The following is a 25,531-nucleotide window of genomic DNA, read 5'->3' as shown; positions in this document are numbered from 1 at the left end:
CACTCGGCCCAGGGCCAGCACTACAAGGTGACATCGCGAATGTGAGTTTCGATAGGCAGGGAAAAGTATTGAACCTTACCCTGCCCAGCGATTTCGAATCTACGCGAAGGGGTTGGCGAACAGCAGCACCAGAGCTACCACCAGACCGTAGATGGTCAGTGCTTCCATGAATGCCAAGCTCAGCAGCAGGGTGCCGCGAATCTTGCCTTCAGCCTCGGGTTGGCGAGCAATACCTTCTACCGCTTGACCAGCTGCATTACCTTGACCAATACCAGGGCCGATAGCTGCCAGACCAACGGCTAGAGCAGCTGCAATTACGGAAGCGGCAGCGATAATAGGATCCATGTCTTTACCTCGATTTGGACAATTAACAACTCGTTAAACAGGTCGTAGACAACGCTTAATAGGCGTTTCTTATACTGCGGCCCTAAGACCACGTCGGCTGGCAGCACCTGCCCTACCAGCCAATATCAAACTGAATGCCCTCAAGAGGAAATCACTGAGGGTCATCCATGCTCTTCACCACCATGCCCCTCGATCGCCTCGCCAATATAGGCCGCTGCTAGGGTTGCGAAGATCAGCGCCTGAATGGCACTGGTAAACAAACCCAAGACCATCACTGGTAGCGGTACGAAGAGAGGCACCAGCAAGACCAGCACAGCGACCACCAGCTCATCGGCCAGGATGTTTCCAAACAGACGGAAACTTAGGGAGAGAGGCTTGGTGAAATCTTCCAAAATGTTGATGGGCAGCAGAATGGGAGTGGGTTCGATGTACTTGGCAAAGTACCCCAGCCCGCGATTGCTAAACCCAGCATAAAAGTAAGCTAAGGACGTCAACAGCGCCAGGGCGACGGTGGTATTGATGTCGTTAGTTGGAGCGGCTAACTCACCCGACGGCAGATGAATTAACTTCCAGGGAATCAGCGCCCCTGACCAGTTTGAGACAAAGATAAACAGGAACAGCGTTCCCACAAAGGGAACCCAAGGCCGATACTCTTTTTCGCCAATCTGGTTTTTAGCTAGGTCGCGGATAAACTCTAGTGCGTACTCCATGAAGTTCTGGAGGCCGGAAGGTACCCGCTGAATGTTGCGGGTGGCCAAAAATGAAACTAACAGCAGAGCGCCAATCACAAACCAAGAGGTCAAAAAGACCTGGCCGTGAAGTTTTAAGCTGCCGAGCTGCCAGTACAAATGCTGGCCAACCTCTAGCTTTGCCAGGACTAAGGGATGAATCATTAGCATATTGAGCGCCATCTCTTAAATCGACTTCTCCTTAAGACCTGCCAGGAAAAAGCATGCTATGCTTGGGAACCACCGATCTAGGTTAACCAGACGCCTGGGAAGACCCTGATGGTGATTTTGGCAGCACCGCAGTCCAGAGGGTGTAAGCAATTAACGCCCCCTTGTAGGTCAAGAACCCGAGAAAAACGGGAACGACTTCAAGTTGCTGCCACCGAGTAGCCACTAAAACCAGAGCGACCACAAGGGCCAGTCGGCCGCTGCCTAGCCTTGAGCTTCCGCGCCCAATGTTGGCCACGCTTTTTGCCAACATCCTCAAGTAAACCACACCGCCGCACGCTCCTATTAAATAATTCAGAGCAATTGGTAGAGAGTAGGCTAGCCAGACGCTAAAAAAGATCACGCCAGTAAAGGCCAACGTAGTCAGCAGCAGATTTTGCTGAAGCTGGTAGTACTCTTCCATCGCTGTCGTCGAAGCCGGAGGGAGAATTTGACCTTCGGTTTGACCGGGGTCTACCTCTGCCTCGACCTGATCGACAGGGTCAGTGGTTTCGGGGGGCAATGGGGCCACGAAAGCGCCTAATCCTTAGCCGTTAAAGGGTTTTGCCTGCCTGAGCAGACCGCATATGATCATATCACGGCAATAATACTTAATAGACACTTCTCCAAAGTAAATCCATTGTCCTTGGCCTATCTCGATCAAGTCTGCTGGGATGGCTCTAGTAAAATAAGCTGCCTTTGCTGCATTTGCCGCACCACCTCAGGGCTCGCCTCGCCGTGGGCCACCAGCTCAGCCACACTGGCCTGGGAATGCTCGGAGTTTGGACCGTTGTGAGCATCGCAGGCCTGCAAAAACTCAAACTCTGTCTTGTCTAGAGAAATGATCTGGTAGTTGTGGTCGAAGATACTCTGGCTGGGCCAGCCTTCCATGCAGGGATTGCGGGTGGGAATGGCAGACAGCAAAGCGGCGTCCTCGTCCCAGCTAAATCGTGGGTAGGGGGGACGAGCTAGGAACCACTCGAAGTGAGTGATCTCAGGATCCAGTAGTTCTACTAGGCGATACTGATCTTTCTCCGGCAGCTGCTGGGCGCGATCGAGCAGCGCTGGGTCTGATGCCAGCAGACGATCGAGCTGCCACACCTGAGGGTTGGAAAAGCCGACGAATTCTAGACCCGAGGCGTCGATCAACTCAAATAGGCTATCTAAGGTGTAATCAACTTCCTGCGGGTGGACATACATGTCCGCAAAGCATTCGTCTCGGTGGTTTTCCATGGCCCAGCGATCGCGCTCTCGCTGCTTTAGCCGATTTCCCTCAGGTAGGCTGGCGAAAATCTGTCGCCCCACCTGTACGCCGTCGCGGTAGTCGCCGCGCTGGCTGCCTTGGACCAGAGCGATCGCCCGCTGCATCAGTGAAATTTCTGCTCGACCAATAGCAGCGTATACAAATAGATGAATAAATCCGCCGGGGGCTAGTTTGGTGGCGAGAGCTTGGAGCCCTTTTAGCGGGTCGGGCATGTGGTGGATAACGCCGACGCAATTAATCCACTCGAACTCACCTTCGATTTGGTCGACGTCGTAGATGCTGAGCTGGCGAAACTGGACGTTGGTAGCTCCGGAGGATTGGCAACGCTGGGTGGCCGTGGCGATCGCCCGCTCACTCAGATCAATGCCCAGCACCTCAGCGTCTGGGTTCAGGTGGCTAATATATTCAGTACTTACCCCAGTGCCGCACCCCGCATCTAATACCCGCACCGTGTTGCTAGCTGGGGCTGCCCCCGTGCAAAAGCTATGTACTGTAGGCCAGTACCAGCGCCAGTTGTATCCCGGTGGGGCTTCATCTAAAATGGGCTCTGGAGGAAAAGGGTAGGTGTTGTACAGGCTGGCTACTGCATCGCTGACCGCCTGGGTTTTTGTCGAGTCGTCCATAGCTAATCTGTCAGTTCAATTCACGTAGTTTGGTCAAACTTTAGAAGATCGCTGCCCTGCGGTAGTGGTTTAGAAAAAACTCGCCCTAGGGGCTAGGGCTGCATCATGGGCGATCGTTTTGGCTACAAAAGCAAGTCCTCTCCAGAAGCGGCTTTTGGGCCTCAGCTTTATCACGAAACGTTACAAAACTTATCCGCCTTCTCAGGGGTGTAGTGGCCATCATCTATGATGACCAAAGGTATTTGCCCGGTTGGATGTTACACACTTTTTAATAATCTGTGTTGCTGTACTGAAACGGTTTAATCTGATTCCAGGTTCAGCGAACAGCCCGCCATCCATAGATACCGCATTCGGTGCCCTGCTTGAATGCGTGGCAGGTGAGGTTAACAACGCTTTACCTTCAAGTGGGTTCAGTGATTTTGCGCTGGTTCAGGGAGCGTTCCTGAGCGTTGCCGGGTCCTACGCCCTCCAACCCGATTGATAGATTCTTTTTTGATGCCGTCATTGTCCGCATAGGGAGCCTTTGAAAACGCATGAGTGTTAAAGCAAGTGGTGGAAGTGCACCGGCGCGGCCCCAGCTCTACCAAACTCTGCCGGTGGCCACGATTTCCCAGGCCGAGCAGCAAGACCGCTATATGGGTCGGGGAGAGCTAGATGAGCTATCAGGCTTTTTTAGTTCTGGTCTGAAGCGGGTTAAGATTGCCGAAACCTTGACCCGTTACTCCGAGTTGATTGTCTCCCAGGCGGCCAACCGCATCTTTACCGGAGGGTCTCCTCTGGCCTACCTGGAGCGAGTTGATAGCGAATCACCCGTTGAAAAAACTCGGGCGGGCACTGTTTTAAACGAAACAGAGGCTTCTCGACTGGGCACCTCAACCTTTATCGAGAGCAGCGGCGGTGGGCTGTTCCAAAACCTGTTCAATTCTACCCCCACTGGGCCTGTGCCCGCTGGGTTTCGCCCCATTAGCGTGTCGCGCTATGGCCCCAGCAACATGCAGAAGTCTCTGCGCGACATGAGCTGGTTCCTGCGCTACGTGACCTACGCCATTGTGGCGGGCGACCCCAACATCATCGCGGTCAACGTGCGTGGCCTCCGCGAAATTATTGAAAATGCCTGCTCGTCAGCGGCAACGATTGTCGCCATTCAAACCATGAAGGCGGGGTCTCTGCGCTACCTGAATGGCGATCCTGAGGCTCAAGCGATTGTCGACCAGTACTTTGGGGTGCTGCTGAGCGAGTTTAAGGCACCTACCCCGTCAGACAAGGTGCGACAGCGTCCTTCTAACGATCTGCAAGGCCTACAGCTTCCTCAGATCTATTTCAACGCTGCTGAGCGTCGGCCTAAGTACGCGATGAAGCCGGGCCTGTCGGCGGTAGAGAAAAATGATGTGGTCAAGGCCGCCTACCGTCAGGTCTTTGAGCGCGATATCACCCGAGCCTACTCCCTGTCGGTTTCCGACCTAGAGTCAAAGGTGAAGAACGGCGAAATCTCTATGAAGGAGTTTGTGCGTCGCCTGGCCAAGTCGCCGCTGTACCGCAAGAACTTCTTTACTCCTTACATCAACAGCCGTGCCCTGGAACTGGCTTTCCGCCACATTCTAGGTCGAGCACCTAGCTCCCGTGAAGAAGTGCGTGACTACTTCTCCATTGTGTCTAGCGGTGGTCTGGCAGCTCTAATTGATGCCCTAGTCGATTCTAAAGAGTACTCTGACTACTTTGGGGAAGAGACGGTACCTTACTTGCGTGGTTTGGGTCAAGAAGCCCAGGAGTGCCGCAACTGGGGACCTCAGTTTGATCTGTTTAACTACAGTGCCCCCTTCCGCAAAAAGCCGCAGTTCATTACGCTGTTCGCGGCCTACGAGCAACCTCTGCCTGACCAGCACCCCTACGGCTCGGGCAACGACCCGTTGGAAATTCAGTTTGGGGCCATCTTCCCCAAGGAAACCCGCGACGTCAGCGCTACTCCGGCGTTCTTCAACAAAGACACCCGCCGCATTCTGATTCACCGTGGTGCGGGTATCAACAACCAGTTGAGCAATCCCGCTGCCCGGCCTGAAAATCCTGGTTCTCTCGGGGCCAAGGTGTTCAAGCTGGATCAAATTCCTAGAACCGGCAACACCCAAAACAGCGTACGCTACTCTGAAAGCTCGACTCAGACGATCATCAGCGCTGCTTACCGTCAAGTGTTTGGCCGTGAGGTGTACTCGGGTCAGCGCTCTAAGGTCGCTGAGATCAAGCTGGAGAACGGCGAAATCTCCATGAAGGAGTTCATTCGGGCGATCGCCAAGTCTGAGGCTTTCCGCAAGACCTATTGGTCATCGCTGTATGTGATGAAGGCGGTGGAGTACATTCACCGTCGCCTGCTAGGTCGCCCCACCTATGGCCGTAAGGAAACTAACGCCTACTTCGACATCTGCGCCAAGAAAGGCTTCTATGCCCTGGTTGATTCGATTATCGACAGCCAGGAATATATCGAAGCTTTTGGAGACGACACTGTACCCTATGAGCGCTACCTGACTCCCAAGGGTCTGGCTCTACGCAGCATGCGGGCTGGTTCTCTGGCTGAGAAAGGTATGGTGCCCGTGGCCGATACCAGCATTCCTCGCTTTGTGGAGCTGGGCACAGTCACCGAGGATCGCGCCATACCTGAGGTGCAGCGCCGTCTAAATCAGGGTGTGAACCGCCAGCGTCAGCAGACTAAGGTGTTCAAACTCACTTCTCTGGCTGATAAACCCAACCTCAAACTGGTTACTGCCGCAGCCTACCGACAGATCTTTGAGCGAGACATTGCTCCTTACATTGTTAAGAGCGAGTTCACCGCCCTGGAAAGCAAGCTGGGCAACGGCGAGATCAACATGAAGGAGTTCATTGAGGGGTTAGGCACCTCAACTCTATATATCAAAGAGTTCTACGCGCCCTACCCCAATACCCAAGTGATTGAGTTTGGTACCAAGCACTTCTTGGGTCGTGCCCCGCAGGATCAGGCGGAAATTCGCAAGTACAACCAGGTGTTGGCTAGCGAGGGCATTCGTGGGTTTATTCGCTCAATGCTCAATACCCCTGAGTATGCCGAAAGCTTTGGGGAAGATACCGTGCCCTACCGCCGCTATCCCACTCTGCCGGCGGCCAACTTCCCCAACACGGAGAAGCTCTACAACCGGCTCACTAAGCAAAATCGCGATCTCATCGTGCCTAGCTTTGTTAGTGCCAAAAACACTGTCAATGTTGCCGATATGCCTTTGATGGCTGATGCGGTGGCTTCCCAGGCCGCTAACGCTGCGGAGCTGGCCGCAACGGTAGGTCGCTCCTCCGTAGAGGCTGACGTAGCTGTCGTTGCCCCAACGACGCGGTTCTATCGTCTACAGCCTGGGGCTAGTCCTGAGCAGGTAGACCAGGTGCTCACTGCCGTTTACCGCCAGGTGATGGTGCTGCCCGAGGGAGAGATCCCAGCGGATTGGCGATTGACTAAGGCTGAGGCGTTGGTGAAGGGCGATCGCATTACCCTGCGCGAGTTCATTCGCCAGCTGATTCAGACTCCTGCCTATCAGACCCGTTTCGTCGCCGCATACCCAGCACCCAAGCTCGTAGCCATTATGGGCCGCCAGCTGCTGGGGCGGAACTTAGAGGATGCTGCCGAGTACAGTGCTATTGCAGCCCAACAAGGCGCTATGGCTGTCGCTGAAGCTATGCTCGGCTCGACTGAGTACCTGCGCTACTTTGGCGAGCAGGGTGTACCCTACCGTCGCGTCTAGGCCGTGATCGACAGATGGGGGTAGTCTAAATCATCCCCATCTGTTGATCCAACAACCTGCTAACTAGCAGTTCTATTGGCAAAGACATTGTCTCGCCAATAGCCCTTCTTAACTCTGTTACGAAATATTAAAACCGGATGCTAAATGGCACCCGGTTTATAGTTTTTTGAGTATTTAGGGCTTTCCCTAAGCCTCTACAGGCGCGTTGCTGACTGGCCTTAGAGAAACTGAGGGAAACTATTACAAAATATTTCGCGGCTTTGAAGAAGGCTTACGCGATACCGGACAATTAATCGGGAAGGCCGCCAGAACTGAGGTTCTTAATAGAGTTAGCTCTGGCTCCGCACCCTTAAATGCCAGTTTCATACATCTGGTCATACTTTTCGGAGGAATCCATCAATGAGTATTGTCACGAAGTCAATCGTGAATGCCGATGCTGAGGCCCGTTACCTTAGCCCCGGTGAGCTGGATCGCATCAAGGGCTTTGTCACCTCTGGCGAGCGTCGCCTGCGGATTGCTCAGGTGCTAACCGAATCCCGCGAGCGCATCGTTAAGGAAGCTGGCAACCAGCTGTTCCAAAAGCGCCCTGACATTGTTTCTCCCGGTGGCAATGCCTACGGCGAAGAGATGACCGCTACCTGCCTGCGCGACATGGACTACTACCTGCGTCTCATCACCTACGGTGTGGTCGCTGGTGACGTTACCCCCATCGAAGAAATCGGTCTGGTGGGCGTGCGTGAAATGTACAACTCCCTGGGCACCCCTATCCCCGCTGTGGCTGAGTCTGTACGCTCCATGAAGGGTGTCGCAACTGGGCTTCTATCCAGCGAAGATGCTGCTGAAGCCGCATCCTACTTCGACTATGTTGTCGGCGCTATGCAGTAGTCGCAGCTGCACTACCCCGTCGATTCGTTGTTGAGATTACGTCAGTTCTAAGGAAGCTTCACCAATGCAAGACGCAATTACCTCTGTTATCAACTCCTCCGACGTGCAGGGCAAGTACCTGGACGGTTCCGCCCTCGACAAGCTCAAGGCTTACTTCCAAACCGGTGAGCTGCGCGTTCGTGCCGCTAGCACCATTAGCGCCAACGCTGCTGAAATCGTGAAAGAAGCCGTGGCTAAGTCCCTGCTGTACTCCGATATCACCCGTCCCGGTGGCAACATGTACACCACCCGTCGCTATGCTGCCTGCATCCGCGACCTCGATTACTACCTGCGCTATGCCACCTACGCCATGCTGGCTGGGGATCCCTCCATCCTGGATGAGCGGGTGCTCAATGGCCTCAAGGAAACCTACAACTCCTTGGGTGTACCCATCGGCGCTACCGTCAACTCTATCCAAGCCATGAAAGAAGTGACCGCTAGCCTAGTGGGTGCTGATGCTGGTAAGGAAATGGGTGTTTACTTCGACTACATCTCCTCTGGCTTGAGCTAGTCCAGGCTCATCCATTGCGCTTTGGCCGCGGGCCAGAGCGAACCTAGGCCAGAGTCAGGGGCGAGTGTTGAGGACACTAGGTTGTGCTGTACTGTCTTCCTGATGTCCATAGCATTGGCTCTCGACTCTGGCTTTTCAGTGTTCATACCAAGTCCAGCTTGGGATTTGTGTTTTCCTATTGGTAAACCTTCATTTCTGGACTTGGCTTTGGTTTACATCCGTCCAGTGATTAGCAGGAGAGTTTTCGGCCATGCGCATGTTTAAGATCACCGCTTGTGTTCCTAGCCAAACCAGGATTCGTACCCAGCGGGAGCTGCAAAATACCTTTTTTACCAAGCTGGTGCCCTACGAGAACTGGTTCAAAGAGCAGCAGCGCATTCAAAAAATGGGCGGCAAAATCGTTAAGGTTGAGCTGGCTACTGGTCGGCAGGGTGCCAATACCGGTCTGCTCTAACGCGCCTAATTCAGCAAAGCGTCTGATAAAAATTTTTACTGCTTTTTTTCATGCTGCGATACGTGCAGGGTCGGCCTAGGGGTCAGCCCTGCCGTTGTGTTTTTAGGGATATTTCCACGCCTTTGGAACATGCTCCATAGCCGTGAAAATACACTCAAAATCTTGAGCGGCTTTCGACCCCCTCAGCTATACTAGGCCCTTGAAAGATTTGGCCCTTAGGCACGTGGGGTAATTAGGGTGAACATTGCTCGATTGGTTCCATGGATTGACCCCACGGTGGGCCAGTGGTCAGCGGAAGCGCGCTGGCTGCGCTGGTTGACCTTTGTCTGGTTGGGCAGCGGTCTACTGGTATTGTTTTCAGCTTCCTATGCTGTGTCTGTGGCTGAACATGGCTATGGGCTGCACTATGTGATGGTGCAGCTGCTGTGGGTTGCAATTGGTTTGGTGATTTTCAACCGCATTGTTCATACCTCGCTGGATCGGCTCATTCAGGGGTCGGGTATTGTGCTGCTGGTGTTGGTCGGTTTGGTGAGCCTAACGCTAGTGCCTTCTTTGGGGGTAACCGTGAATGGGGCTACTCGCTGGCTGCCTCTGGGGCCGTTTATGATTCAGCCTTCGGAGCTGCTAAAGCCCTGCTTGGTGTTACAGGGGGCGCGACTGTTTGGGCGGTGGCCGCAGCTCACTTGGCAGACACGGTTGACCTGGCTGGGCATTTTTGTCGCTATTTTGGGGCTGATTTTGTTGCAGCCCAACTTGAGTACAGCGGCTATCTGTGGCTTAACGCTTTGGCTAATTGCGCTGGCGGCGGGGTTGCCCTATCTGCATCTGCTGCTAACGGCGGGAGGGGGGCTGCTGACTGCGACGGTAAGCGTCAGCCTCAAGACTTATCAGCGCCAGCGCATTGTCTCGTTTTTGGACCCCTGGGCTGATCCAGGCAATCAGGGTTATCAGTTAGTGCAGAGCCTACTAGCTATTGGCTCTGGCGGGTTTTGGGGCCAGGGTTTTGGGCTGTCTCAGCAAAAGCTTTACTCGCTGCCCATTCAGTACACCGACTTTATTTTCTCGGTGTTTGCCGAAGAGTTTGGTTTTGTGGGTTGCCTCGTGTTGCTGACGGTTTTGGGGGCTTATGCTTCTTTGGCTCTGTTGGTAGCGCTACGCTTGAAGCAACCTTTGCACCGCCTGGTTGCGGTGGGAGGGATGGTGCTGCTAGTGGGGCAGGCGCTGCTGAATATGGGTGTAGCCACAGGGCTCTTGCCGACGACAGGGCTGCCTTTTCCGCTGCTGAGCTACGGCGGCAGCTCGATGCTGGCTAGTTTGGCAACGGCGGCGCTGCTGGTGCGGGCCGCGCGCGAGATAAATCTAGATGCGCCGGTACCTTTGCGACGACGGTGGTCTAAGGCGGAGCCGCAGGAGCCTTTGCCCCTGCGAGTGTTTGATGGCGGCAACGCGCTTTCTTAATGCAGAAAACTGAGAGCGGGTTGCAGGATTGTTACAATGGTGAGTGCTTTTGCATCTCATCACCTCGCTAATGTTCGAGAGCCTGCAGCTTTATTTATACGAAATTGCCCAGTGGGCTAATCAACTGGTGAGTGATCAACTCACTCAGGTGTCTTGGGTGAGCATATCAGTGGTGGGGCTGGCGGGGCTCTTAACAAGCCTATCTCCCTGTCTGCTGTCGATGCTGCCGATTATGGTGGGCTATATGGGCGGCTATGAAGAAGGTGATCGGGGTGGTGCGATCGCGCGATCGCTCTCTTTTGCCCTTGGCCTCGCCACCACCCTCGCTCTGTTGGGCCTGATTGCTGGGCTCTTTGGCTACGTCTATGGTCAGGTGGCCTGGGGGCTACCGATTGTGGTGAGCCTGGTGGCGATCGTGATGGGGCTAAATCTGTTGGGAGTCATTCCCTTGGCCTTGCCCGCTGGCGTTGGCCCCACCTTTGAAAATCTAAACTTGCCCCCTTGGTTGCGGGCCTACGCTCTGGGTCTCACCTTTGGTATTGTGGCGTCGCCCTGTAGCACACCAGTTCTGGCTACCCTCCTAGCCTGGATTTCAACTACGAAAGATCCGGTGCTGGGCGGTGCCTTGTTGCTGGCCTACGCCGTGGGCTATGTAACGCCGCTGGTGCTGGCGGGTACCTTTACCGCGTCTCTAAAACGACTGCTAGATTTGCGTCAGTGGTCGAGCTGGGTGACACCGGCAAGTGGGGCGCTGCTGCTGGGGTTTGGGGTGTTTTCGCTGCTGTCTCGGCTGCTGCCGACCAGCTTGGTGTAATTTTCTAGAAAATATGTCACCCGTTTCTGAGGGATACTATGGCCCCGTCTGAAGCTCCCCAACCGACTCTCTGGGACGGGGTGCGCGACTATTTTAGACAAGATCTGCTGCCGCTGCTGGCGGATCTGCGGCTGGCAATTGTGCTGCTGCTGGCGATCGCGGCCTTTAGCATCAGCGGCACGGTGATTGAGCAGGGCCAGACTCTGGAGTTTTACCAGACCAACTATCCCCAGGATCCGGCTCTGCTTGGATTCTTGAGCTGGAAGGTAATTCTCACCCTTGGGTTAGATCACGTCTACCGCACCTGGTGGTTTTTGGCGCTGCTGATGGTGTTTGGGGCCAGCCTGACCGCCTGCACCTTTACCCGTCAGTTCCCGGCTCTGGGGGCAGCTCAAAAGTGGAAGTACTACACTCAACCCCGCCAGTTTCAAAAGCTAGCTTTGAGCGCTGAGCTGTCCGAAACTGACCTCGCCTCCCTAGTCAATAGATTGACCCAAAAGCGCTACCGGGTGTTTCAAGACGGCAATCAGCTCTACGGACGCAAGGGCATTGTGGGCCGCATTGGCCCTATTGTGGTGCACGCCAGCATGCTGCTGATTTTGGCGGGGGCCATTCTAGGGGCCATGACGGGCTTTTTTGCCCAAGAGATCGTGCCCAGCGGCGAGACCTTTCAAATTCGCAATATTTTTGATGCTGGTCCCTGGGCCGAGGCCCAAATTCCTAAAGACTGGTCGGTGCGGGTAAACCGATTTTGGATTGACTACAGTCCTGAGGGCAATATTGATCAGTTTTACTCTGACCTGTCAGTGCTAGACCGGGCCGGAGATGAAATCGATCGCAAGACCATCTTTGTAAACCAGCCTCTGCGCCACAAGGGCGTGACCCTCTATCAAGCCGACTGGGGCGTAGCCGCGGTGCAGGTAAAGCTTAACAACAGCCCGGTGCTGCAACTGCCGATGCAGCAGCTCGAGAACGACGGCCCACGCTTTTGGGGTACCTGGCTGCCGACGAAACCCGATATGAGCGAAGGCGTGACTTTGCTGGCCACCGATCTTCAAGGTTCTGTGCTGATCTACGACAATGCCGGACAGCTCATTTCTACGGTTCGTAAAGGCATGGCGGCAGAGGTGAATGGCGTTAGGCTCTCGCTGGTAGATGTAGTAGGCAGTACGGGCCTGCAAATTAAGGCTGACCCAGGCATTCCTTTGGTTTACGGGGGCTTTGGCTTGCTGATGCTGGGGGTGATCATGAGCTACGTGTCGCACTCTCAGGTGTGGGCGCTGGCGCAGGAGGGCACGGTGTATGTGGGCGGCAGAACGAACCGCGCCCAAGTGGCCTTTGAGCGCGAATTACTCGCCCTGCTGGAAGCTGTCTCTGCCGATTCTAACGAGGCCGAATTGACTGAAGCTCCGGTTAGCTGATTTGGGTGAGGTCGGGATAGGCGGCCAGCATTTGGTCATAGCTGAGGCTATCGCTGGCCGCTTGCGGTGCCCAAAGCAGTTCGTAGACCAGCAGATAGTCGGGGAGCCGTCTCAAGGCTGCTTGGAGATCGCTGGCAGAATGGATCGGCTGAGTGAGCAAGGGTTGATCGTCGGCTGTGCCCACGATTAGCGTTACCACGATGTAGGCAGCCGGGTCGGCATCGGCCTTGGGCTGGTAAGTTTGACGGCTGACCTGGCCGCCGACGTTGACTAAGGTTTCGCGGCTGAATTTGCTGCGCTCAGTGACGGAGAGCTGCTCAAAGACCTGGGAGGCATGGGCGCGGGAGCGAACGGTTTGGCCGGTAAGCTTGGCGTGGGACCAGTATTCGGGCGATCGCAGCAAGGCCAGCACCGTCTCTTGCAGCAGCTGATTCAGCCCTGGCTTAGTGTCAATATCGCTACGGGCGGCGATAGTCTCTAGCTCAGTCTGAAGATCGCGGGCTTGGGAGAGCAGCGCCACCTGGAGCTGAGTTATGGTGACGACATCGTTGGTTAGCTCGTTGCCGCTGTCCACAACTTGGATGCCGCGACCAGATCTACTACCCCCAAGCGCATCAAATTTGTGATCAAAGGCAGAACCGTAAAGCCCAGCACCACCAGCAGAAACAATAGACCTGCATCGCTACCGATCGCGATGCCGCCGCCAGGATAGCCGCCCACATAGCCGCCAGGGTAGCCACCCACGTAGCCACCGGGCACCGGCACAATCACTGGACCGCCGCTAGGGTAGGAGGGATAGCCGCCACCATAACCTGGACCGCCATAGCTCGGACCCCCTGGCGGGGGCAACGCACCACCGCCGCCGGAAAAACCTCCCCCAGGTGAGCCGCCGTCGGAGGGACTGTCAAAGCCACCGCCGCGAGCCCGGCCGCCTGATACTCCTTGGGGGGTGGTGTCGGTAGACAACAACCCCTGGGCCTCGGCGAGGCGGGCTGTTTCGTTGCGCCGCTCAACAAAAAATCCCAGGCAGCTCGGGGTTAGCATCAGCACAATCAGGCAATAGACATTGCGGCTGTGGTGATTGGGCGATCGCGGAACAGTGGCCATGATCCTTCTCCTGGGTGGGCTAGGGGAGACGGTACTATGCAAAAAGCGGTGGGATAAGCCGACGCGAAGGTTATCCTAATAGTCGAGCTCTAGCATTCAAAAAGAAGGCTACCACTGTCCTCCAAGGGCTTGCGTCCCCCGTATTGTCTATGTCCCTAGGCGAAGTAAGAGCTTTGGCCTGAGGGTGATGCTCTAGATGCGCCCCTGCCCTGATATTTATCAACCGATAGACCATGACCTACCTAGGCCTAAGATTTGACGCGGCGATCGCCGGTTCCAAGACCTTGGTTGGGTTCATTCCCCTACCTTTGGGGCAGCTGCTGCAAGAACCGCTTACTGACCCGGTAGCCATTTTTCTTACTATCCTGGCCATTATGCTGGTGGCTCCGCTGCTGGTTGAACGGCTGCGCCTACCGGGCATCATTGGTCTGATTTTGGCAGGGGTAGTCGTTGGCCCCCACGGCCTCGGTATTTTGGATCGGGATCCTACCATCGTGCTGTTGGGCACCGTAGGGCTGTTGTTTCTAATGTTTTTGGGCGGGCTAGAAACTAGCCTCGACGACCTCAAAAAAGACGCCGACAAGCCAATTATTTTTGGCCTTGCAACCTTTGTGGTGCCGATGCTGCTGGGCACCGGGGCAATGCTAGCGCTGGGCTATAGCTTTTGGGCCTCGGTGCTGGTAGCCTCCTGCCTGGCCTCCCATACTCTGGTGGCGCTGCCGGTGTTGAGCAAGCTGGGCATTATGCGCCACCCCTCGTCGATTGCTACCCTGGGGGGCACGCTGATTACCAACGTGCTGGCCCTGCTGGTGCTGGCGGTGGTGGTTAAGGCCGATCAGGGCGATCTAACCCTAGGCTTCTGGCTGTTTTTAATTCCGGCCCTGACGATCTACACCTTTGCGGTGCTGTGGGGAGTGCCCAAGCTGGGTCGCTGGTTCTTTAAGCGGTTTGGTCATGACGAAGGGGCTGAGTTTACCTTTGTGCTGGCGACGCTGTTTGTGGCGTCGTACCTAGCTAGCCTGATCGAGATTGAGGCGATTGTGGGGGCGTTCTTGGCGGGGGTGGCAATTACCCAAATTATTCCTCGCCTCAGCCCGCTGATGAACCGGGTGCAGTTTATTGGCAACACGCTGTTTGTGCCGATTTTTTTGATTTCGGTCGGCATGTTGGTAGACCCGCTCATTCTGCTGCGCGAACCCCAGGGATTGCTGATCGCCGCGGCGATTGTGCTAGTAGAACTGGCCAGTAAGCTTCTGGCGGCCTGGGCGTCAGCCCGCTGGTTTAAGTGGACCTTTCCCAGCGCCATGGTGATGTTTGGCCTATCGATGGCCCAGGCCGCCTCTACTCTGGCCGCCATTACCATTGCCTTTGACATTGGCCTGGTAGATGAACTAGTGGTCAACGCCATCATCGCGATGATTTTGGTTAGCTGCGTGCTGTCTCCTTGGGTGGTCGCCCGCTGGGGAACACAGATGCAAGGTGAAACGGCTGCGGAGTCGGCTTTGGCTCCTGTGGCTCAAACATCGATACCAATGCCCATCCTAGGCAAGCGGGTGCTGATTCCGGTGGCTAATCCCAACACCGAAGACAACCTGCTCCAGTTGGCCATCATTCTGACTCAGCGCACGGCTGGCACCCTTTTGCCTCTGCACGTCCTGCCCGATCGCAACCAGCCCATCGTCGAAGCTGAGAAAATTCGCCAAAACCGCCTGCTGGAAAACGCCGAAACCATTGCCCACTCGGCCACCATTCCGGTCGAAACCATTGGCCGCATTGATGACTCGGTAGCCTGGGGCGTGTTGCGTACCATACAAGAACGCGAGGCAGACCTGCTGATCTGCGGCTGGAAGGGGTTTTCGACCTATCAAGAGAATTTCTTTGGCAGCGTGATCGACACCATTGTGCGATCGGCCACCATCCCGGTGCTGATAAGCCGCTTTCCGCAGCCCATTAAAAATACCGAGCAGGTGCTGTTTGCCATTACTGGTGGTCAGGTTCTAGGGCACATTCAAAGTACCCTGGCCATGGCCCAATGCCTGGCGGAGGAACTGAAGGCCCCGCTTCAAGTGATGCAGATGACGATTGGGTCAGTGCGCGATCGCCAGCTCACCGCCCTGCTCCAAGACGCTGACAGCACCGTGCAGCCAGTGCAGGGCAACACCGTCAAGCGCGTGTCGGAGGCCGTGCGGCCGAATACGCTGCTGATTTTGATTGCCAGCACCTACTCCCGGGGCCAGCCTGCCCTGGGCCGTGAGCCCGAAGCCATCACCCGCACCAACTGGGACACCAACATGATCATCGTCAACTTTCCCGCCGCTCTGGCCAAATACGCCTCAAACTAGCGCTAGCCCCTCGACCCATCTGCCCCTTACCTATCCACCCCAACCCTAGGGCTGGCTCCTCAAATAGTTGAGAATCCCCTGGGCAATGGCCTGCCCCATCTGCGCCTGCCAGCGTGGATCACGCAGTTTGGGGGCATCGGTAGCGCCGGTCACAAAGCCAATTTCGATCAGGGCCGCGGGCATAGCGGTGCGGCGCAGCACCAAAAAACGGGCCTGGCGCACGCCGCGATCGTTCATCGCCATGGTGCTCAGCACCTGGCGCTGGAGGGCCGCCGCTAGCACCTGCCCAGTTTCGGAGTAGTAATAGGTTTCGAGCCCATTCACCTCCGGGCGCTGCATGTTCACTGCGTTGGCGTGGATGCTGACAAACACTGTGGCCCGAGCCGCTGTGGCCATATCGGCTCGGGGCTGCAAATCGACGGTTTGATCGCTCTGGCGGGTCATCTGCACGGCAATGCCCTGGGCGCGCAGCACGGCTGCTGTGTGCTGGGCCACCGCCAGCACTACCCCTTTTTCTTGCAGGCCGCCAATGCCCACCGCTCCGGGGTCAACGCCACCGTGACCTGGGTCGAGCATGACTAGCACCTGGCCTTGGGCGGGGCGGGGGGCAGGCGTTGAAGCGATGGCCGGTGCTGGAACTGTTGCTGTGGGCGGGGGAGATTGAGCGATCGGTGGTGGCGTTACTACCGGGTTGAGCACCGGCAGCACGACCGTGGTGGGTGGGGTCGCAATTTGACTGGGGGCGACGCCGATGGGGGTGACCCAAATGCCGCCGCTGGCGAGGGGGGTAATTTGCCAGTCGGGGCTAAACCCGTCGAGGGTGAGGGTGAGGCGAATGGCAGGCGGGGCCGTGGCAAACTGACTGATGCTCCAGTGGTGGATGCCGTAGCGCCCCTGGGGCAGCGCCTCGGGGGTGAGGCCAGGGGCAATGGCCGCGTCTAGCAGGTCAATAACAATCTGCCGCGCCTGATTAGCATCGCGGGTGCGGTACACCCGCACCTGAGGTGTAGCCCCAGCGGTGGGAATGAAGAAGCCCTCGGCGGTGGTTTGAACACCGCGCAGCACGGTGGCCGTTGCCCTGACAGCGACGTTGTTGATCTGGTTGCGGCTGATCAATGGCGGCAGCGGATCGGCTCCAGCCGCTGCTAGGGGGCGCGGTCGGGCTGCTTTGGAAAAATCGGGCATGGTCAAGCCGCCATCGGCAGCGACTGGGGTCGAACCCGGTAGCTGCACCACCCACTGCTGGCTGGTCAGGCCCCACACCTTTACCTGCTTAGGGTCGAGGCTGTAGTTGGGATTCAGCTCTAGCACCATGCGGGTGGTCTGGGCATCGGCCTGGGTGACGCGTACTGCCGCGACCGCTCCACCAACAAACTGATCGCCTAGGGATTCTTCTGTCAAAATGCCTGGTAGATCGATGACCAACCGCTGCGGATTGCTGAGCCAGCTGACCTGAGGCTCTACCCCGCTTTCGGTGGAAAACACCAAACGGTTTTGGCCAGTGTCAAATTCCCAGGCTTGAAGCCGTGCGCTGGCTTTGGCCGGTAGGCTGCCAAATAGGCATACCCCAGCCACCCCAACTACTCCAGTAAAAAGCTGCCTTAGCCGCAATCGGGCCGATCTCCCCACACACCACAGAATTCAGCCGCGCTTTTGGGCGATCGCAACCTGTTGGCCGAGCCATACCACCTAGCCCGCGAGCAGCGACCGTTCAGAAAGAAAAGGCTGAATCGGCTTAGATATTAGCTCACTTTTAATGAAGCAATAGCCCAATTGTTTAGCTGGGGTAAAACTTTGGTACAGCATGGGAACAAGGCTCCACACCTACAGGTGCAGTTTATACTATGGCCCCAGGGCTGAGAGCAGGCAACGGCTCACGATGCCCACCTTGCTGCCTTTGATCAATTGCTCAGGAGAGTTGCTGCAAATGCTGTTTGCTACTGTAGGTCGCCGGCCCCGCCGGACTGCGTTTTTGCTTGGGCTGCTGACATTTCTGATGGCCTGCACAGCCGGTACTAGCTGGTTGCCCAACGCCGAATCGGCGCAGCCCCCGGTGACAGTAGCCGTGGTTAGCCCTGAAGTAATCGTGGTCTCCCTTCGCCAGGGCACCATCACCCACGCTCGCCAGGAGCCCTACCGCGCCCAGCCCCAAGACAAGCTAGAAACTTCGGGTGACAACACTTGGGTGCTGCGGCAAGGGCAGGCTCTGGGAACCTTGGTCAGCCCCGATCAATCTGTGCTCTACGGCTTCGACAGCTACAGCGAGGAGCCGTTTAATGCCAATCGCGCCGGCCAACCGTACGGCTATCACATTCAGTCCCAGGATGATCCTAGCTATCGGCAGCCCGTAACGCCGATAGAGGTGTATCGCAAAAGCAAGCCCATAGACACAGCCCAGGTCAGCCGAGACAATCGCCGCTGGGCTATGGATCATCGGTTCTACTTGCGGTTGCCCACGCCCCTGACTCCAGGGCAGAGCTATCAAGTTCAAATCACAGGGCAGGAGCTACCGCCCCTGACTCTGGACTACCAACCCGATCGCCAGATCAGTGAGGCCGTGCATGTGTCGGCCCTAGGGTTTCGCCCCGACGACTCCCTTAAAGTAGGGTTTTTGTCGACCTGGATGGGTACGGGCGGCGGGCTGAGCTATCCCGAGGGACTGTCGTTTCAGGTGATCGACGAGGCGACAAACCAGGTAGCGTTGAGGGGACAGGCTAGCCGCCGCTATCGCCGTGAAGAGGCAGAGGATGCCCGCGATCGCACCTACACCCTCACCGACGTTGACCAACTCGACTTTAGCGCCCTCACTCAGCCTGGTCAGTACCGACTCTGTGTAGACACTGTCGGCTGCTCTAACTCCTTTGCGGTGGCTGAAAATGCCTGGCAACAGGCCTTTTATGTGGCGGCCCGCGGCTTCTATCACCAGCGCAGCGGCATTGCCCTAGGGCAGCCCTACACCGATATTGAGCGTCCCCGTCCCTTCCACCCCGACGATGGGGTCAAGGTCTACCAATCCACCACTGGGCTGATGGATACGGGCAATGGCCTCAACGCCCAAGGCACCGACGACGGCAACTTCGCCAATCTGGTAAAGGGCAAGACTGATGCGGTGGTAGCCAACGCCTGGGGTGGCTACTTCGATGCGGGCGACTGGGATCGCCGCATTCAGCACCTGGAGGTCGCCCGCTGGCTGCTCGAACTGCTCGAACTATTTCCTGAGCCCCTAAGCGATATGGCGCTCAATATTCCAGAATCTGCTAACGATCACCCTGATCTGTTGGATGAGGCGCTGTGGGGAGTCGATTTCTTTCGCCGTTTGCAAACCTCTGAGGGCGGCGTGCGCGGCGGCATTGAGTCGGCAGAACACCCCAAGCGAGGCGAAACCAGCTGGCAAGAGTCACTGCCGGTGATGGCCTACGCCCCCGACCCCTGGAGCAGCTATGTTTACGCTGGGGTGGCAGCCCGCACGGCCCGACTGATGGAGACCTATGTTCCCGATCAGGCCGGGGGCTACCGCGACAGCGCCCTAGCGGCCATGGCCTGGGCCGAGGCTCAGCATGAAGCCGGCATTCAGGCCCAGGAATGGCCCCGCCATCGCATTGAGGCCGATCGCGCCCTGGCGGCCTTAGAGCTTTATGACCTGACGGGCGATCGCACCTGGCACGATCGCTTTGTCGCCGCGCGCTCGGCCATTCCCGCTGAGGCGCGCGGCGACTACCGGATTGCCGCCCCCCAGCGAGAAATCAACTTTCTCTACAGCCGCCTCCCCGCTGACCAGGTCGACGCAGAACTTCAGGCCGAGCTGCGAACCACGCTGCTGGCCGAGGCTGACGCCGCCGTAGAAACCGGTCAAACCACGGCCTTTGGCTGGACTAAGGTGCACCCGTCGACCCCGGTCGGCTGGGGCGATGGGCTTGGGACTCCCAAAGCGCGGATCCTGCTGCGGGCCCATGCGCTAGCCGGTGGCGATCGCTATCTCAACGCCGCGCTGCTAGCCTGCCAGTTTTCCGCCGGGGCCAACCCCGACAACATGACCTACACCACCGGCCTGGGCCACAAGTCGCCCCAAAATCCTCTCATCGTCGATCAGCGCATTACCGGCGACCTGCTGCCGGGCATCACCCTCTATGGCCCCATCGACACGGGCTTTTACGGCTCAGACTGGTTCTTTGACGTTCTAGAAACGGTAGCGGTCCCCCCGGCTCGGCAGTGGCCTTCGGTCGAGACCTATTTCGACATTTACTACGTGCCCAACGTCAACGAGTTCACGATTATGCAGAGTATGGGTGATGCGGCCTACGCCTGGGGCTACCTGGCGGGACGCTCAACCCCATAGGCGTCAAAAAAACCGGGTTCTGTGCAACCTCCAATCGTTGGAGTTAGCCTACAGAAACCCGGTTTTTAGGGACTATCGCCTCGCTCGATTCGCGAGCCAGAAGCCGTTCAGCCTAGAAGAACGAAGGCTGATGGCGAATCAGGCTGAGGAACTCTTCGCGCGTCTTAGAATCTTCCTGAAACACCCCTAGCATGGCGCTGGTCACTGTCCAAGAGCCGGGCTTTTGCACGCCGCGCATCACCATGCACATGTGGCTGGCCTCCACCACCACGGCCACACCCTTGGGATCTAAAATTTCCTGCACCGCTTCAGCGATCTGGCGGTTGAGGCGCTCCTGCACCTGAAGGCGCCGCGAATACATCTCGACAATGCGGGCCAGCTTGCTCAACCCTACTACCCGCTGGTTAGGAACATAGGCTACATGGGCACGACCCATAAACGGCAGCATGTGGTGCTCACATAGGCTAAACAGGTTGATATCGCGCACTAGCACCATTTCGTTGTGGCCCTCGTCGAAGATGGCACCGTTGACCAGTTCTTCCAACGACTGCTGATAACCGCTGGTGAGAAATCGCATAGCCTCGGCGACGCGCTTAGGAGTTTTGAGCAGTCCCTCTCGCTCCGGGTCTTCACCCACCGACAGCAGCATGGTGCGCACCGCGTCGCTCATGTCTTCTTGGCTAGTTTCAGGGATGGGGTACTGATCGCCCTCTTCCCGGTAGCTGTGGGTGCGATCGGGCCGAATTTCGGGGGTTATGCCCTTGAGGCCAGTGCCAATGGTGCTAGAGCTGTTAGTCGCTTTGTCGTTAAGGCTGCTTGAGGATGCGGTAGTCATAGGGTTCTAAATACTCCAGAGGTTCAACAAAATTGAGGCCACTCGCTGAGTTGGCCAGGGGCGCGACAGGGAAAAAACTAGCTACAGGGCACCGCCTGCGGGCATTAGGGTGAGGTCTTCAATCACCGCCTCAGGGGGTAAGAGAATGGTGTGCAGAACGGTCTGAGCCACGATCTCTGGCGTGAGCATGGACGACCGATCAAAATCGGCCTGCACCGTATCGGTATCCCAAATGGGGGTGTTAACCGCCCCCGGTGACACCGTCACAACCCGGATGCCGTGGGCGCGCTCTTCGGCGGCTAGTACCCGCGATAGAGCCACAATGGCGGCTTTACTCACGGTATACGCTCCCCAATCGGGGAAAGCCGACCGAGCCGCAATCGAGGCGATGTTGACGATGGTGCCGCCACCGCCCTGTCGCAGCATGGGCAGCACCGCCTGAATACATTGCAAGACGCTGGTGACGTTCAAATCCATCACCTGCTGCCAGTCAGCTAAGGGCATGGTGGCTAGCGGCCCGGTGTAGCCCATACCAGCGTTGTTGACTACTACACTGAGCGGTCCGAAGTCGGCTAGCACCGCTGCTAGCCGAGGCTGCAAGCCCTCTTGGGCTAAGTCAACGGCATAGGCTTTAGCCAAAACGCCGTAGGTGCTCAACTCCTCCTGCACCGGTTGCAAGGTCTCTAGGGAGCGACCGAGCAGAGCAACGTCATACCCAGCTAAGGCCAAGGCTTGGGCGATCGCTTTGCCGATGCCACGGCTAGCCCCCGTTACCAGGGCGCGACGCGGCAGGTCAGAAGATACAGGATTCTGCAATGGTAGTTACCAATCAACAAAGAAATCAGGATAGCTGACACCCCAAGATCGCCAGAGAACCAGGGCAGATTGCCCCTTGGGGAAAGGCGTGTGGGCTAAGCACTTTTCCTATGTTAACAAATGTAAACAGTTTATGAGCGCAGGCATCGTTAGTAAGCGGCGTAGTCTTGGTTTACCCTAGCGTTGACCTTGACCGCGAATATGAACAGAGCATTAACTCCTTCTTGGGGAAACAGGGCTTGAGACATGGAGCACTGATTTGGTGAAGCAGAGCGAGCAGCCGTTGGCGTCCTAGCCAACGCGCCCTAGGCGGCCTCGGCAAAGACCCCAATCTGGCGATACTTTTGATAGCGCAACTGCTGTAGGGCCGCAGGCGCTAGCTGAGACAGCTCGGTAATTTGCTCCACCAGTGCCTGCTTAAGAATGTCTGCTGCCTGAATGGGGTTGGCGTGGGCACCTCCTACAGGCTCGGGCAGAAGCTCGTCTAATAGACCCAGCTGCTTAAGATCCCAAGAGGTGATTTTGAGGGCTTCGGCCGCCTCGCCCGAGCGACCCGCGTCTTTCCACAAAATGGCGGCGCAGGCTTCAGGGCTGGCTACCGTGTAAACCGAGTGCTCAAACATCATCAGGCGATCGCCCACGCCAATCCCTAGAGCACCGCCAGAGCCGCCTTCCCCAATGATGGTGCAGACAATTGGCACCGTGAGGCCAAACATTTCTCGCAGGTTGTAGGCGATCGCCTCGCCCTGCCCCATTTCCTCGGCCTCATAGCCGGGATAGGCACCCGGAGTATCAATAAAGGTAATGATTGGCATAGAAAAGCGATCGGCGTGGCGCATCAGCCGCATGGCCTTGCGGTAGCCACCGGGAGAGGCCATACCAAAGTTGCGCACTACATTGTCTTTGGTATCGCGTCCCTTCTGATGGCCCAAGATCACCACAGGCCGACCTTCGAGCCGGGCCACCCCCCCCACTAGGGCAGGATCATCTTTGCCCGAGCCGCGATCGCCGTGCAGCTCAAGCCAGTCGTCAGTAATCGCCTGAATGTAGTCGAGGGTGCTGGGGCGGCGAGGATGGCGGGCCACCTGTAGTCGCTGGGCTGGCGTTAAGTTAGAAAAAATTTCCTGGCGGAGGTGGGTGGCGCGGGCTTCCAGCTGAAGCAGCTGGGCCGACACGTCCACATCGTTTTCTTCCGCCAGTTCTCGAATCTGGGTGATGCGGGCCTCTAGTTCGACCAGGGGCTTTTCAAAGGACAGCAGAATGGACTTGCGCTCAGGTGGGGCCATAGCCAAGGAAGAAACAAACTATTTAAACAGGCCAACATGGGCTAGGAACGCCCTGGTCACCCAGAAAATTCTTGCCCGTCTGCAATCTAGGATACCAAGCCGCAGCCCCTCTGCTCAGCGGATAAAACTGAGGGCATAAAACCTCCGCGATCAGGGTATCGTCCGCTTAGGAGAGCTCAGTGACCAAGAGAGACGTGTTGAGGTCGAGCAAGGGACGAAACCCATGCCGCCGCGACGCCTGGCCGATCAAATCCATTTTCTCAAGGGTGATTTGGTTGCGTCCCCACGAAAAATTGGTGTACCACTTCTCGAACTCCAGCAGCATGGCTTCTGCAAAACAGGCAAACAGCTGGCGTCCGGGCACATCCATGTTCACAATCTGCATGATCCGCCAGTCGATGTCGAGGGAGTGCTCGACAATGCCGCCCTTGAGCACGTGAACGCCATCAAAATTAAAGTGCTGGTCGACATTTTTGGGATAGCCGCCGTCAATCATCAGGCAGGGGCGCTTCAGGCTGTTGGAGTCAACCTCAACTCCCTTGGCCATGCTGGCCACCCACACCACAATGTCGGCCTTGGGCAGAGCAGTATCGAGATCCATAGCCACGCCGCAGCCCAGTTCTTCTTGCAGACGCTGAATCCGCTCTTGGTTACGGGCAATCAAGAGCAGCTCTTTGATGTCGGTACGGGCAGTCAGCCAGCGGCAGACAGCGCTGCCAATATCCCCAGTAGCACCGCACACCGCCACGGTGGCATCAGAGAGGTTAATGCCGAGCTTTTCGGCAGCGGCCACCACCTGTTGGCAAATAATGTAGGCCGTGTGGGTATTGCCTGTGGTAAACCGCTCAAACTCTAGGGTGACGTTGCGCACCTGCTGAATTTGGTTGAGGTTAAAATTCTCAAAAATAATTGAGGAGAAGCCGCCCAAAGCCGTGATGTCAATGCCGTGCTTTTGGGCGTGGGCCATGGCGTTGATGATTTTGCGGGTAGCCGCTTTAATGCGCTTAGCGGCTAGCATCTCCGGTAAAAAGCACGACTCAACGTAGCGGCCTTCGATCTGTTGGCCGGTGGCGCTGGTGACTTTGATCGTGTCGACAATTTGAGGTGGGGCGCTGCACCAAAAATCGAGCCCCTGGTCAGCATATTCTGGATATCCCAAGTCTCGGGCTACAAGCTGGGCGTGGTCAAGGCTGGTTAAATGTCCAATTAGGCCAAACATCGCGTATCTAGGGTATTGGAGAGGGGAAATGCGCCAAAAAGTTATGGTGCAGGTTAACAATTTACCTACGATAAACTGCCCAGTGCTGGATTGAATAGCACACTGGGCAGGTCAGAGAGGTTTGAAATAGCCGGGCCGCTGACGCTCAGACCGTTAGCGGCTGCCGGATGGCGGTCTAAACAGCAGCTAAACCTTGGGCTGAGAGTTTCATCACCTCGCGGCTGGAGAAGCCAATGTTGGCTAACGCCTCACCGTAGGTAATCATGAAATCTTCAACCAAGGCGTCTTTTTCCATGCCGAGAACCTGGGCATCGTCAGCCACCTGGTTAAGCATGGCCCAGATGATGGGTAAGTTTTGGCGATTCGCCACTTCAAGCTCGACCTTGGCCGACTCAAAATTGGCCTTGAGCCATTCTTCTCCAAAGTTGAGGTGGCTGTATTCGTCTTTGACTACGCCCTCGGTGATTTTGCGAGCAAAATCATCGGCTACTGGAATGTAGATGTTGTAAGCCGCGATCGCAAAGGTCTCAATAATCAGTGACTGAATGAGTAGGCAGGTGACAATTTTGCCCTCAGCCCAAGCTTGCTGAAAGTTTTCGTGCAGCTGAGAGAAAAATTTGGCGGCAAACTCCATATCGGGAGTGACGGCCAAATTTTTGCCACAGGCCTGAAAACCTTTCATGTGCCGGCTTTCCATTTTTGCTAGACGCAGCAGGTCATCCTTAGAGTCAGGAATTGACTCTGCCAGCTTGCAGTAGTTGTCGTACGCTTCTTGCTCGCCCTCAATCACAATGGCATTGATGCGGCTATAGGCATCTTTGTAGTGCTCTGACTGGTAGTCAAGGGTCGAAGTTGTCTCAAGCTGTTGCATGGCCATGGGTACCTGCTGGGTAGCGGATAAATATCTTAGGGGTTAATCGCAATAATACTATGCCAAAGTCAACGGGCTTGTGGGGGCACTCAGTGGACAGATATAGGGCGACATTGCCCTAAACCCAATTTAACTCTGCGGGAAATCACGAGCCCTATAGAGAAAATAGAGCCAATTGCAAGGTTTTATAAGTATTGCTAATAGATGGTTTGGCGGGG

At 56.5% G+C, this 25,531-nt stretch carries 21 protein-coding genes; 9 read left to right on the top strand and 12 right to left on the bottom strand.

The window, feature by feature from the left end; genetic code table 11:
• Positions 1-99 precede the first annotated feature (99 nt).
• The 4 genes from atpE to H6F57_RS05050 form a co-directional block, all read right to left on the bottom strand.
• On the bottom strand, positions 100-345 hold the full coding sequence (gene atpE / locus H6F57_RS05065) for an ATP synthase F0 subunit C (protein WP_073606645.1): 246 nt from the start codon (positions 343-345) through the stop codon (positions 100-102).
• A 161-nt stretch (positions 346-506) separates the two neighbouring features.
• A complete protein-coding gene (gene atpB / locus H6F57_RS05060) occupies positions 507-1,256 on the bottom strand; it encodes a F0F1 ATP synthase subunit A (protein ID WP_190627984.1) in 750 nt (249 codons plus the stop codon).
• Positions 1,257-1,326: 70 nt separating this feature from the next.
• The gene (locus H6F57_RS05055; protein ID WP_313933604.1) at positions 1,327-1,812 is read right to left on the bottom strand and encodes an ATP synthase subunit I; all 486 of its coding nucleotides are present in this window, start codon (positions 1,810-1,812) and stop codon (positions 1,327-1,329) included.
• A gap of 128 nt (positions 1,813-1,940) precedes the next feature.
• Positions 1,941-3,167: a class I SAM-dependent methyltransferase gene (locus tag H6F57_RS05050; RefSeq protein WP_190627986.1), complete on the bottom strand. Its 1,227-nt coding sequence runs from the start codon at positions 3,165-3,167 to the stop codon at positions 1,941-1,943.
• Positions 3,168-3,700: 533 nt separating this feature from the next.
• Between H6F57_RS05050 and H6F57_RS05045 the strand changes: the two genes are divergently transcribed.
• The 7 genes from H6F57_RS05045 (at position 3,701) to H6F57_RS05015 (ending at position 12,501) form a co-directional block, all read left to right on the top strand.
• Entirely contained in the window at positions 3,701-6,919 is a 3,219-nt protein-coding gene (locus H6F57_RS05045) for a phycobilisome rod-core linker polypeptide (protein ID WP_190627988.1), read from the top strand.
• A 399-nt stretch (positions 6,920-7,318) separates the two neighbouring features.
• Entirely contained in the window at positions 7,319-7,804 is a 486-nt protein-coding gene (gene apcA / locus H6F57_RS05040) for an allophycocyanin subunit alpha (protein ID WP_073606650.1), read from the top strand.
• 64 nt (positions 7,805-7,868) lie between these two features.
• Positions 7,869-8,354: an allophycocyanin subunit beta gene (gene apcB / locus H6F57_RS05035; RefSeq protein WP_073606651.1), complete on the top strand. Its 486-nt coding sequence runs from the start codon at positions 7,869-7,871 to the stop codon at positions 8,352-8,354.
• Between the two features lie 250 nt (positions 8,355-8,604).
• Positions 8,605-8,808 (top strand): phycobilisome linker polypeptide, encoded by a 204-nt coding sequence (locus H6F57_RS05030; protein WP_073606652.1) that lies wholly within the window; start codon positions 8,605-8,607, stop codon positions 8,806-8,808.
• A 237-nt stretch (positions 8,809-9,045) separates the two neighbouring features.
• Complete coding sequence (locus tag H6F57_RS05025) at positions 9,046-10,266, top strand: FtsW/RodA/SpoVE family cell cycle protein (protein WP_190627990.1); 1,221 nt, start codon at positions 9,046-9,048, stop codon at positions 10,264-10,266.
• A gap of 70 nt (positions 10,267-10,336) precedes the next feature.
• On the top strand, positions 10,337-11,080 hold the full coding sequence (locus tag H6F57_RS05020; RefSeq protein ID WP_190627992.1) for a cytochrome c biogenesis protein CcdA: 744 nt from the start codon (positions 10,337-10,339) through the stop codon (positions 11,078-11,080).
• Positions 11,081-11,118: 38 nt separating this feature from the next.
• Positions 11,119-12,501 carry a cytochrome c biogenesis protein gene (locus H6F57_RS05015; protein WP_190627994.1) on the top strand — a complete coding sequence of 461 codons (1,383 nt, stop codon included), beginning with the start codon at positions 11,119-11,121 and terminating at the stop codon, positions 12,499-12,501.
• Here the strand turns inward: H6F57_RS05015 and H6F57_RS05010 are convergent.
• Positions 12,494-13,075, bottom strand: a complete 582-nt coding sequence (locus H6F57_RS05010) for a DUF1517 domain-containing protein (RefSeq protein ID WP_190627996.1) — start codon at positions 13,073-13,075, stop codon at positions 12,494-12,496. The two genes, H6F57_RS05015 and H6F57_RS05010, sit on opposite strands and share 8 nt — an antisense overlap.
• Positions 13,054-13,608 carry a hypothetical protein gene (locus tag H6F57_RS05005; protein ID WP_190627999.1) on the bottom strand — a complete coding sequence of 185 codons (555 nt, stop codon included), beginning with the start codon at positions 13,606-13,608 and terminating at the stop codon, positions 13,054-13,056. Before H6F57_RS05005 ends, H6F57_RS05010 begins: the two co-directional genes overlap by 22 nt.
• A 233-nt stretch (positions 13,609-13,841) precedes the next feature.
• On the opposite strand from H6F57_RS05005, the gene H6F57_RS05000 reads away from it, so the two are divergent.
• A complete protein-coding gene (locus H6F57_RS05000; RefSeq protein ID WP_190628001.1) occupies positions 13,842-15,950 on the top strand; it encodes a cation:proton antiporter in 2,109 nt (702 codons plus the stop codon).
• Between the two features lie 45 nt (positions 15,951-15,995).
• Here the strand turns inward: H6F57_RS05000 and H6F57_RS04995 are convergent, their stop codons facing one another.
• On the bottom strand, positions 15,996-17,525 hold the full coding sequence (locus tag H6F57_RS04995) for an N-acetylmuramoyl-L-alanine amidase (RefSeq protein WP_190628003.1): 1,530 nt from the start codon (positions 17,523-17,525) through the stop codon (positions 15,996-15,998).
• 352 nt (positions 17,526-17,877) lie between these two features.
• On the opposite strand from H6F57_RS04995, the gene H6F57_RS04990 reads away from it, so the two are divergent.
• Positions 17,878-20,286 (top strand): glycoside hydrolase family 9 protein, encoded by a 2,409-nt coding sequence (locus H6F57_RS04990; protein WP_199289745.1) that lies wholly within the window; start codon positions 17,878-17,880, stop codon positions 20,284-20,286.
• A 112-nt stretch (positions 20,287-20,398) separates the two neighbouring features.
• Here the strand turns inward: H6F57_RS04990 and folE are convergent, their stop codons facing one another.
• The 5 genes from folE to H6F57_RS04965 form a co-directional block, all read right to left on the bottom strand.
• Positions 20,399-21,121, bottom strand: coding sequence for a GTP cyclohydrolase I FolE (gene folE / locus H6F57_RS04985; RefSeq protein ID WP_190628004.1), 723 nt, complete (start codon positions 21,119-21,121; stop codon positions 20,399-20,401).
• An 81-nt stretch (positions 21,122-21,202) separates the two neighbouring features.
• Positions 21,203-21,937 (bottom strand): SDR family oxidoreductase, encoded by a 735-nt coding sequence (locus H6F57_RS04980; protein WP_190628006.1) that lies wholly within the window; start codon positions 21,935-21,937, stop codon positions 21,203-21,205.
• Positions 21,938-22,242: 305 nt separating this feature from the next.
• Positions 22,243-23,223: an acetyl-CoA carboxylase carboxyl transferase subunit alpha gene (gene accA / locus H6F57_RS04975; RefSeq protein ID WP_190628008.1), complete on the bottom strand. Its 981-nt coding sequence runs from the start codon at positions 23,221-23,223 to the stop codon at positions 22,243-22,245.
• A 166-nt stretch (positions 23,224-23,389) separates the two neighbouring features.
• On the bottom strand, positions 23,390-24,442 hold the full coding sequence (locus tag H6F57_RS04970) for a long-chain acyl-[acyl-carrier-protein] reductase (RefSeq protein WP_190628010.1): 1,053 nt from the start codon (positions 24,440-24,442) through the stop codon (positions 23,390-23,392).
• A 175-nt stretch (positions 24,443-24,617) separates the two neighbouring features.
• Positions 24,618-25,313: an aldehyde oxygenase (deformylating) gene (locus H6F57_RS04965; protein ID WP_190628124.1), complete on the bottom strand. Its 696-nt coding sequence runs from the start codon at positions 25,311-25,313 to the stop codon at positions 24,618-24,620.
• Positions 25,314-25,531: the final 218 nt, after the last annotated feature.

This window comes from Leptolyngbya sp. FACHB-60, from assembly GCF_014695775.1.
Lineage (GTDB): Bacteria > Cyanobacteriota > Cyanobacteriia > Phormidesmidales > Phormidesmidaceae > Nodosilinea.
This window is presented reverse-complemented; position numbering and strand designations above follow the sequence as displayed.

Excerpts from the sequence above, each read along its gene's own strand:
- H6F57_RS04990 (WP_199289745.1), top strand. The coding sequence starts at position 17,878 with ATGCTGTTTGCTACTGTAGGTCGCCGGCCCCGCCGGACTGCGTTTTTG.
- apcB (WP_073606651.1), top strand. The coding sequence starts at position 7,869 with ATGCAAGACGCAATTACCTCTGTTATCAACTCCTCCGACGTGCAGGGC.
- H6F57_RS05000 (WP_190628001.1), top strand. The coding sequence starts at position 13,842 with ATGACCTACCTAGGCCTAAGATTTGACGCGGCGATCGCCGGTTCCAAG.
- folE (WP_190628004.1), bottom strand. The coding sequence starts at position 21,121 with ATGACTACCGCATCCTCAAGCAGCCTTAACGACAAAGCGACTAACAGC.
- H6F57_RS05015 (WP_190627994.1), top strand. The coding sequence starts at position 11,119 with ATGGCCCCGTCTGAAGCTCCCCAACCGACTCTCTGGGACGGGGTGCGC.
- H6F57_RS05045 (WP_190627988.1), top strand. The coding sequence starts at position 3,701 with ATGAGTGTTAAAGCAAGTGGTGGAAGTGCACCGGCGCGGCCCCAGCTC.
- H6F57_RS05005 (WP_190627999.1), bottom strand. The coding sequence starts at position 13,608 with ATGGCCACTGTTCCGCGATCGCCCAATCACCACAGCCGCAATGTCTAT.
- H6F57_RS04965 (WP_190628124.1), bottom strand. The coding sequence starts at position 25,313 with ATGCAACAGCTTGAGACAACTTCGACCCTTGACTACCAGTCAGAGCAC.
- H6F57_RS05020 (WP_190627992.1), top strand. The coding sequence starts at position 10,337 with ATGTTCGAGAGCCTGCAGCTTTATTTATACGAAATTGCCCAGTGGGCT.
- H6F57_RS04970 (WP_190628010.1), bottom strand. The coding sequence starts at position 24,442 with ATGTTTGGCCTAATTGGACATTTAACCAGCCTTGACCACGCCCAGCTT.
- atpE (WP_073606645.1), bottom strand. The coding sequence starts at position 345 with ATGGATCCTATTATCGCTGCCGCTTCCGTAATTGCAGCTGCTCTAGCC.
- H6F57_RS05050 (WP_190627986.1), bottom strand. The coding sequence starts at position 3,167 with ATGGACGACTCGACAAAAACCCAGGCGGTCAGCGATGCAGTAGCCAGC.
- H6F57_RS05030 (WP_073606652.1), top strand. The coding sequence starts at position 8,605 with ATGCGCATGTTTAAGATCACCGCTTGTGTTCCTAGCCAAACCAGGATT.
- accA (WP_190628008.1), bottom strand. The coding sequence starts at position 23,223 with ATGGCCCCACCTGAGCGCAAGTCCATTCTGCTGTCCTTTGAAAAGCCC.
- apcA (WP_073606650.1), top strand. The coding sequence starts at position 7,319 with ATGAGTATTGTCACGAAGTCAATCGTGAATGCCGATGCTGAGGCCCGT.
- atpB (WP_190627984.1), bottom strand. The coding sequence starts at position 1,256 with ATGGCGCTCAATATGCTAATGATTCATCCCTTAGTCCTGGCAAAGCTA.